This is a genomic window from Stenotrophomonas sp. YIM B13575, from assembly GCF_042787595.1.
Taxonomy (GTDB): domain Bacteria; phylum Pseudomonadota; class Gammaproteobacteria; order Xanthomonadales; family Xanthomonadaceae; genus Stenotrophomonas; species Stenotrophomonas lactitubi_B.
Map to the genome: position 1 here is coordinate 1 of NZ_JBHZOP010000180.1, position 9,060 is coordinate 9,060.

Consider the following 9,060-nt stretch of genomic DNA (forward strand, 5'->3'; position numbering starts at 1 on the left):
CCGCTACCCCGCGTGCGGGCAATCACCAGTCGATGGTGCCGGAAATCACCGTCTGCACCTGGCCGCCGGACCAGACCTCGCCGTCTTCGTCGACCAGCAGGGTCAGGCGCGCATCGTGGCCGACTTCGCGGCCTTGGCTGACTTCGAAGGGCTGACGGCCGCGCGGCAGGGCATCACGCAGGTCCAGCCAGGCCGCCAGCACGGCGTTGGCCGCCCCTGAAGCCGCATCCTCGAAGCGGCGTCCATTGCCGACGAAGGCGCGCACGGCCAGGTCGTAGCCGTCGCTGCCATCGGCAAAGGCATAGGCGAACACGCCCATGCTGTCGGTCGATTCAGCCAACGTGGCGATCGCATCCCAATCGGGGCGCAGGGCGCGCAACGCGGTCTCGTCCGCAACCTGCACGACCCACCAGCTGCGTCCGCCCTGCATGCGCGCAGGTGGCAGCGCACCCAGCGGCCAACCCTGCACGGCGGGCTGCAGGCGCGGATCGTCGGCTGCCGCGGTCTCGGCCAGCTGTGCACGCGGCGTACGGATGGCGATGCGCTGCTGCGCGCCTTCACCGGTCACGCGCAGTGGCAACGCCCCGGCGATGCCGTCCTGTACCAGCAGCCCATCGATGGGCAGGGCGAGGCCCGCCTGCAGCACCGCATGGGCAGTGCCGACGCTGGGATGGCCGGCGAACGGCACTTCCTTCTGCGGGCTGAACATGCGCAGCCGGTAGCTGGCGCCGGGGCCCTGTGGCGGGAACACGAAGGTGGTTTCGGGCAGGCGGGTCCAGCGGGCGATGGCCTGCATTGCCGCATCGTCCAGGCCTTCGGCATCGAGCACGACAGCCAGCGGATTGCCAGCGCCCGGGCGCGGGGAAAACACATCCAGCTGCAGGAAACGGCGTGCGGACATCAGGCGGGAACTCCAGGAAACAGGCCGCATAGGGTAGCGCGGGGCCATGCCCCACGAGCGCGCAGCGCGGCAGGCCGCCGGGGGCGACGCTACCAGCGGATGTTGCCGTCGATCACCGGCTGCACCTGGCCACCGATCCATACCGTGCCCTGTGCATCGACAGTGACCTGGACGCGGCCGTCGCGGCCGACCTCGCGGCCCTGGCTGGCCACATAGCTCCCGTTCTTGCCGGGCAGGGCACCGCGCTGCCGCAGCCAGGCGCCGATCAGCGCGTTGACGCTGCCGGTCACCGGATCCTCGGGCACGTTGGGCGCATCGGCAGGGCAGAACGCGCGCACCACCAGGTCATGGTCGGAACCGGGTTCGAGCGCGAACACCGCTGCGCCGAGCGCATCGGTGGCCATGCTCCAGTCGCGCAGGGCGGCCATGTCCGGTACCAGCGTGCGCACGGCGTCGGCATCGCGCAGCGGCAGCAGCCACCAGCGCGGGCCGTTGTCCCAGAGTTCGGCGCCCTGGCCCTCGGCGATGACGGCGCGCAGCGCTTCCGGGACGGCGCCCGGTGCTGTCGGCAGCAGGCGCGCCGCTGGGCTGGCCAGGCGGATGGTGGGCGCGTTGGCCGGGCCCGTGACCTGCACCGGCAGCAGGCCGGCCGCGCACTGCTGTACCAAGGCCCCGTCGCGTGGCTGCACCAGGCCGCAGGTGACCGCCGCCCAGGCGGCACCCACGCTGGGATGGCCGGCGAAGGGCAGCTCGCTGGCGGGGGTGAAGATGCGGACGTGGTAGTCGGCGCCGGCAGCGGTGGGGCGCAGGAAGAACACGGTCTCGGACAGGTTCAGCCAGGCGGCCAGGGCCTGCATGCGGTCGGTGGACAGCCCATCCGCGTCGAACACGACACCGAGCGGGTTGCCGGTACCGGGGTGATGGGCGAAGACATCGAGCTGCAGGTAGCGGTAGGCGGTCATTGACGGGTGTATTGGGCTTAGAATCGAAGGTTCCGCCCCCAAGGGCGGCTTCCCCACATTACACATAGCCTATCCATGTCAGCTTCCCCCCTTGTCGATCGTTGGATCGTACTGAAGTTCGGCGGCACCTCGGTGTCGCGTCGCCACCGCTGGGACACGATCGGGAAGCTGGCGAAAAAACGGGCGGAAGAGACCGGATCGCGCGTGCTGGTGGTGGTTTCGGCGTTGTCCGGGGTCACCAACGAACTGACCGCGATTGCCGATGGCGCGCCGGACAGCCGCGATCGCGTGGCGGCGCTGGTCGAACGCCACCAGGGCTTCCTGCAAGAGCTGGGGCTGGGCGCCGAGGTGCTGGCCGAGCGGCTGGCCGCCCTGCAGGGCCTGCTGGACGACCCGCGTGCGCCCAGCCGACCGCTGGACTGGCAGGCCGAAGTGCTGGGCCAGGGTGAACTGCTGTCATCCAGCCTGGGCGCGGCCTACCTGCGTGCCAGCGGCCTGGATTTCGGCTGGATGGATGCGCGCCAGTGGCTGGACGCGCTGCCGCCGCAGCCGAACCAGAGCGACTGGTCGCAACGCCTGTCGGTGAACTGCCAGTGGCGTGCCGATGCCGAGTGGGCGCAGCGCTTCCGTGCGCAGCCCACGCGCCTGCTGATCACCCAGGGTTTCATCTCGCGTCATGCCGACGGTGGCACCGCCATTCTCGGTCGCGGCGGTTCGGATACCTCGGCGGCGTACTTCGGTGCGCTGCTCGGCGCCAGTCGCGTGGAGATCTGGACCGATGTACCGGGCATGTTCAGCGCCAACCCCAAGGACGTACCGGACGCGCGTCTGCTGACCCGCCTGGATTATTACGAAGCGCAGGAAATCGCCACCACCGGCGCCAAGGTGCTGCACCCGCGCTCGATCAAGCCGTGCCGCGATGCCGGCGTGCCGATGGCGATCCTCGATACCGAGCGCCCGGAACTGCCGGGTACCAGCATCGACGGCAACGCCGCGCCGGTGCCGGGGGTGAAGGCGATCAGCCGTCGCAACGGCATCGTGCTGGTGTCGATGGAAGGGATCGGCATGTGGCAGCAGGTCGGCTTCCTCGCCGATGTGTTCGGCCTGTTCAAGAAGCACGGCCTGTCGGTGGACCTGATCGGTTCGGCCGAGACCAACGTCACCGTGTCGCTGGATCCGTCCGAGAACCTGGTCAACACCGATGTGCTGGCCGCGCTGTCGGCCGACCTGTCGCAGATCTGCAAGGTCAAGGTGATCGTGCCGTGCGCGGCGATCACCCTGGTCGGCCTGGGCATGCGCTCGCTGCTGCACAAGCTGTCGGACGTGTGGGCGACCTTCGGTCGTGAGCGCGTACACATGATTTCGCAGTCGTCCAACGACCTGAACCTGACCTTCGTCATCGACGAGGCCGATGCCGATGGCCTGCTGCCGATCCTGCACGCCGAACTGATCGACAGCGGCGCGATGCCGGTGGAAGAGACCGAAGTATTCGGCCCGCGCTGGCGCGAAATCGCCGGCACCGTGCGTCCGCGTGGTACGCCGTGGTGGCGCGGCCAGCGGGCGCACCTGCTGCAGCTGGCCGATGCCGGCACCCCGCGCTACGTCTACCACCTGCCGACGGTGCGGGCGCGTGCCCGCGCGCTGGCGGCGATCAAGCCGATCGACCAGCGCTACTACGCGATCAAGGCCAACAGCCATCCGGCCATCCTGCAGTTGCTGGAAGCCGAAGGTTTCGGCCTGGAGTGCGTGTCGCACGGTGAGCTGAAGCATGTGTTTCAGGCCATTCCGGAACTGTCGCCCAAGCGCGTGCTGTTCACCCCCAGCTTCTGCCCGCGCAGCGAGTACGAAGCGGCGTTCGCGCTGGGCGTGACCGTCACCGTCGACAACGTCGAAGCCCTGCAGCGCTGGCCGGACCTGTTCCGCAACCGCGAGCTGTGGCTGCGCGTGGACCTGGGCCGTGGCGAAGGCCACCACGCCAAGGTCCGCACCGGTGGCAAGGAATCCAAGTTCGGCCTGCCGATCGCGCGCGTGGACGAGTTCGTGCGCGCGGCCACCGAGCTGGGCACGCGCGTGGTCGGTCTGCATGCGCACCTGGGCAGCGGCGTGGAAACCGCCCAGCACTGGCGCCTGATGTGCGATGAGCTGGCCGGTTTCGCCCGCCGTATCGGCAGCGTGCAGACCATCGACATCGGTGGTGGCCTGCCGATTCCGTACAGCGACGAAGACGAGCCGTTCGACCTGGAGGCCTGGGCCGAGGGCCTGGCCGAGGTCAAGGCGCTGCATCCGGCGTTCCGCCTGGCGATCGAGCCGGGTCGCTTCCTGGTGGCCGAATCGGGCGTGCTGCTGACCCACGCCACCCAGGTGGTGGAGAAGGACGGCGTGCGCCGCGTCGGCCTGGATGCCGGCATGAACACGCTGATGCGCCCGGCCCTGTACGACGCCTGGCACGACATCGAGAACCTCAGCCGCCAGGGCGGTTACGCCGAAGCCGCGTTCGATGTGGTCGGTCCCATCTGCGAATCCAGCGATGTGTTCGGCAAGCGCCGCAAGCTGCCGGTGTCGACCGCGCCGGACGATGTGATGCTGATCGCCGACGCCGGCGCGTACGGCTATGTGATGTCCAACACCTACAACCAGCGGGCGATGCCGCGCGAGGACGTGATCGAATGATTGCCGCCTTGCGCGCCCTGCACCCGCCCACCGACACGTCCCGCGCCTGCGCGCGGGCACGTGCCTGACCGTGCTTGAACTGGATTCACCATGACTGCTTTCGATAAACACCAGGTTTCCCGCTTCCGCTTCGTCCGCTGCGAATTCGCCGCGGACACCGGCGTGGCCAAGCTGGTCTACGCCTTCGATGACGGCCCGGAGATGGTGGAAACCGTGACCGTGCCGGGCGCCCCGTTCGTACTGGAACCGGCCCGTGCCGACGCCGTGCAGCGCGCGCTGCGGCTGCTGCACCTGATTGCCGGCGTGAGCTACTACAAGGCCGGTGTGCCCGATACGGTCAGCATCGACAGCTACAGCATCGACGCCGATACGGCGGCGCTGGTGGAAACCATCTACCTCAACGGCCTGGGCGAATTCGCCTACCGCAACGGCCTGAACCTGCGCGGTCGCTTCCGCCTGCCGGTACAGGGTCAGCCGGTGCAGGCACCGGAGCTGGGCTTGCAGGCGCATGCGCTGGTCGCCATCGGTGGCGGCAAGGATTCGCTGGTCAGCATCGAAGCACTGCGTCGCGCCGGTGTGGACGAGACGGTGACCTGGATCGGTGGTTCGCAGTTGATCCGCGCCTGCGCCGAACGCACCGACCTGCCGACCCTGAACCTCGGCCGCGCGCTGGCACCGGAGCTGTTCGAGCTCAACCGTCAGGGCGCCTGGAACGGCCATATTCCGGTGACCGTGGTGAACTCGGCGATCATGGTGCTGGCGGCGCTGCTGCATGGTGTGGACCAGGTGGTGTTCTCCAACGAGCGCTCGGCCAGCTACGGCAGCCAGATTCCGGGTACCGGCGAGGTCAACCACCAGTGGTCGAAGGGCTGGGCCTGCGAGCAGGCCTTCGGCAACCACGTGCGCAAGTACGTGGCCGCCGACCTGCAGTACTACTCGTTGCTGCGGCCGATGTCGGAGCTGGCGGTGGCCCGCCAGTTCGCCAAGAGCGATTTCTACGACGCGCATTTCTCCAGCTGCAACCGCAACTTCCACATCCTTGGCGAGCGCCCGGTGAACCGCTGGTGCGGCGTCTGCCCGAAGTGCCATTTCGTGTTCCTGGCGCTGGCCCCGTTCATGCCGAAGACCCGCCTGGTGCGCATCTTCGGCCGCAACCTGCTGGACGACATCGAGCAGGCCGGTGGCTTCGACGCGCTGCTGGAGTTCCAGGACCACAAGCCGTTCGAATGCGTGGGCGAAGGCCGCGAATCGCGTGCGGCGATGGCAACCTTGGCGCAGCGCCCGGAGTGGAAGGAAGACGCGCTGGTGAAGCGCTTCTGCAATGAAATCCGGCCGCAGCTGGATGCGGCCGAACTGGAGTTGGCACCGCTGATGCAGCTGCAGGGCGAACATCGTATTCCGGCGGCGCTGTGGGAACGGGTGCGTGAAGATTTCGCAGCTTGACGGCAAGCGCGTAGCGCTGTGGGGCTGGGGGCGTGAGGGGCGTGCTGCGTTTGCGGTGTTGCGCGCGCGCCTGCCATCGCTTGGCCTGAGCCTGTTCTGCCCGGCCGCCGAGGTCGAGGCCGCGCGTGCGGAAACGCAGGGCGCGCTGGATGTCCGCGGCGAACCCACGGCCGAAGCACTGGCTTCATTCGACGTGGTGATCAAGTCGCCAGGGATCAGCCCGTACCTGCCGATCGCGTTGGCGGCGGCGGAGCAGGGCACCGCCTTCATCGGTGGCACGGCGTTGTGGTTTGCCGAACATGCCGATACCGAAGGCACCGTGCGCGACACCATCTGCGTGACCGGCACCAAGGGCAAGAGCACCACCACCGCGCTGGTCGCGCACCTGCTGCGCGCAGCCGGGCATCGCACCGGTCTGGTCGGCAACATCGGCATGCCGCTGCTGGAAGTGCTGGACCCGCAGCCGGCGCCTGCGTACTGGGCGGTGGAGCTGTCCAGCTACCAGACCGGCGAGGTCGCGCGTAGTGGTGCGCACCCGCAGGTGGCCGTGGTGCTGAATCTGTTCCCGGAACATCTGGACTGGCACGGCAGCGAACAACGCTACATCGAAGACAAGCTGCAGTTGGTGACCGGCGCCGCGCCGCGCGTTGCCGTGCTCAATGCCGCGGACCCGCATCTGGCCGCGCTGTCGCTGCCCGCCAGCGAGGTGGTCTGGTTCAACCAGCCGCAGGGCTGGCATATGCGCGGCGACATCGTGCATCGCGCCGAGCAGGCGGTGTTTGATACCCGCAACACGCCGCTGCCGGGGCGCCACAACCGCGGCAACCTGTGCGCGGTGCTGGCCGCACTGGAGGCGCTGGGCCTGGATGCGGTGGCGCTGGCGCCGGCGGTGCAGGATTTCCGGCCGCTGCCGAACCGCCTGCAGCGGATTGGCGAGGCCGATGGCCTGACCTACGTCAACGATTCGATCAGCACCACGCCGCACGCCAGCCTGGCGGCGCTGGAGTGCTTCGCCGGCCAGCGCATCGCGCTGCTGGTCGGCGGGCATGATCGCGGGCTGGACTGGACCGACTTCATGCAGCACATGGCGCACGACGTGCCGCCGGTGGAGATCGTGACCATGGGCAGCAACGGCCCACGCATCCACGCGATGCTGCAGCCGCTGGCCGACGCCGGCCGTTTCGGCCTGCATGCCGCTGCCGATCTGCCCGAGGCGATGGCGCTGGCGCGTCGCGCACTGGGCGAGCAGGGTGGGGTGGTGCTGCTGTCGCCGGGCGCGCCGAGCTATGGCGCCTACCGCGATTACGTCGCACGCGGGCGGCATTTCGCCGAGCTGGCCGGGTTCGACCCGGACAGCATCAGCGCGATTCCGGGTATCGGGATCGCCTGAGGGGTCGGATCCCTTTCCGCAGGAAAGGGCTCTGACCCCGGATTGACCCCGCATGCATCCATCCACGCATGGCGTGGATCTACTGTAGAGCCGAGCCCACGCTCGGCTGCCTTCATTCGTGTTCGTTGATGAATGCGTAATCGCGATCAATCAGCTGCTGCAGGTACGCATCAAAGCTGGGGGCGATCACCGCGTAGCTGTCCGGGTCGTGCAGATAGCGCACCACCTGGCCGACGCTGCCGCCCGGCGCAGGATCGAAATCCAGATAGAGCATCGAGGTGCCGCCGTTGTTCATGCAGTGCGAGAAGCACAGCCGGCGGTTCATTGGCAGGTCGGCGTCGATGCCTTCGCCGAGGATGTCCGGTTCGTCATCCAGCCATTCTTCGTAGATGGATCGGATGCTGTCGTCCCACTGCTGCTGGTCCTCGAAGATCTGTGCCACCGAGCGCAGGTAGTAGGGGTAGTCGCCCACGTCCGAACCCAGCATCAGCACACAGACCTCGCCTTTCGGGTATTCGCGATAGTGCGTGCCATCCACGCGCGACAGCAGCTCCACCAGACTGTCGGGAACCTGCGGCCACTGCGCGCGCAGGCGTTGCAGATCGGCCTCGCTGGCACCTTCGGTCCATGCCCATTGCGGGGCATCGTCCTCGGGCAAGCGCGGGATCAGGCCAGACAGAAAGCGATCAACAAGGTTCATGCAGAGAGGGGACGGAGGGGATCAGGTCGTATCCAACCACACCTGCGTCACGCAGCCAATGCAGAATGCGACGCGGGAGGGGCGATTACGGCTTAATCCCCTCCGTCCCCTTTTTCTGGAGCAGGCGCATGAACCGTTGGCGTTGCGGTGTGGCGATGGTACTTGGGCTGGCGGCGATGCCAGCGTGGGCGGCGATGAAGACGCAGCCGGTGGAGTGGAAGCACCAGGGCACAACCTTCAGTGGCGTGCTGGTCTATGACGATGGCGACAACGACAAGCGCCCTGGCCTGGTGATGGTGCCGAACTGGAAGGGCGTGAACGAATCGGCCATCGAGAAGGCCAAGCAGCTGGCGGGCGATGACTACGTGGTGCTGGTAGCCGACGTGTATGGCAAGGGTGTGCGACCGAAGACCGATGCCGAGGCCGGGCCGGTGGCGACCAAGCTGCGCAACGACCGGCCGCTGCTGCGGGCGCGGGCACTGGAGGCGGTGAACGTGCTGAAGGCACAGGCGGGCAAGGCACCGCTGGACGCCAGCCGGATCGGCGCGGTGGGCTTCTGCTTTGGTGGTACCACGGTGCTGGAACTGGCCCGCGCGGGCGCGCCGCTGGCGGGCGTGGTCAGCCTGCATGGCGGACTCGGCTCGCCCTTGCCGGCTCAGGCCGGTGGCAGCCATCCGTCGGTGCTGGTGTTGAACGGCGCCGACGACAAGAGCGTCACCGCAGAGGACATCGGCAGCTTCCAGAAGGAAATGGACGCGGCCAAGGTGGACTGGGAGTTCACCAACTACAGCGGTGCGGTGCACTGCTTTGCCGAGCGCGATGCCAACAGCCCGCCGGGCTGCCAGTACAACGAGCGTGCGGCGAAGCGTGCCTGGAAGGCGCTGGATGAGTTCTTCGAGGAGCGTTTCATGTAGTGCCGACCCACGGTCGGCACCCACCGATGTTTCCGTGCCGACCAACGGTCGGCACCCACCTGCCCTGGTAGGTGCCGACC

The 9,060-nt window shown here is 68.1% G+C and carries 7 protein-coding genes; 4 read left to right on the forward strand and 3 right to left on the reverse strand.

All coding sequences use genetic code 11. The features are described 5' to 3' along the window. Positions 1-22: 22 nt before the first annotated feature. Together ACFX4F_RS20385 and ACFX4F_RS20390 are read right to left on the reverse strand one after the other, a co-directional pair. Positions 23-901 (reverse strand): PhzF family phenazine biosynthesis protein, encoded by an 879-nt coding sequence (locus ACFX4F_RS20385; protein ID WP_380658162.1) that lies wholly within the window; start codon positions 899-901, stop codon positions 23-25. 89 nt (positions 902-990) lie between these two features. Next, a complete protein-coding gene (locus ACFX4F_RS20390; protein ID WP_380658164.1) occupies positions 991-1,863 on the reverse strand; it encodes a PhzF family phenazine biosynthesis protein in 873 nt (290 codons plus the stop codon). A gap of 75 nt (positions 1,864-1,938) precedes the next feature. Between ACFX4F_RS20390 and ACFX4F_RS20395 the strand changes: the two genes are divergently transcribed. From ACFX4F_RS20395 to murD, 3 genes are all read left to right on the forward strand, one after another. Then, positions 1,939-4,533 carry a bifunctional aspartate kinase/diaminopimelate decarboxylase gene (locus ACFX4F_RS20395; protein WP_380658166.1) on the forward strand — a complete coding sequence of 865 codons (2,595 nt, stop codon included), beginning with the start codon at positions 1,939-1,941 and terminating at the stop codon, positions 4,531-4,533. A gap of 90 nt (positions 4,534-4,623) precedes the next feature. Further along, on the forward strand, positions 4,624-5,976 hold the full coding sequence (gene murL, locus ACFX4F_RS20400; RefSeq protein WP_380658168.1) for a UDP-N-acetyl-alpha-D-muramoyl-L-alanyl-L-glutamate epimerase: 1,353 nt from the start codon (positions 4,624-4,626) through the stop codon (positions 5,974-5,976). Then, positions 5,957-7,366, forward strand: a complete 1,410-nt coding sequence (gene murD, locus ACFX4F_RS20405; RefSeq protein WP_380658170.1) for a UDP-N-acetylmuramoyl-L-alanine--D-glutamate ligase — start codon at positions 5,957-5,959, stop codon at positions 7,364-7,366. Before murL ends, murD begins: the two co-directional genes overlap by 20 nt. A 112-nt stretch (positions 7,367-7,478) precedes the next feature. Here the strand turns inward: murD and ACFX4F_RS20410 are convergent, their stop codons facing one another. Further along, a complete protein-coding gene (locus ACFX4F_RS20410; RefSeq protein ID WP_380658172.1) occupies positions 7,479-8,066 on the reverse strand; it encodes an SMI1/KNR4 family protein in 588 nt (195 codons plus the stop codon). Positions 8,067-8,194: 128 nt separating this feature from the next. On the opposite strand from ACFX4F_RS20410, the gene ACFX4F_RS20415 reads away from it, so the two are divergent. Beyond that, positions 8,195-8,980, forward strand: a complete 786-nt coding sequence (locus ACFX4F_RS20415; RefSeq protein ID WP_265952654.1) for a dienelactone hydrolase family protein — start codon at positions 8,195-8,197, stop codon at positions 8,978-8,980. Positions 8,981-9,060 lie beyond the last annotated feature (80 nt).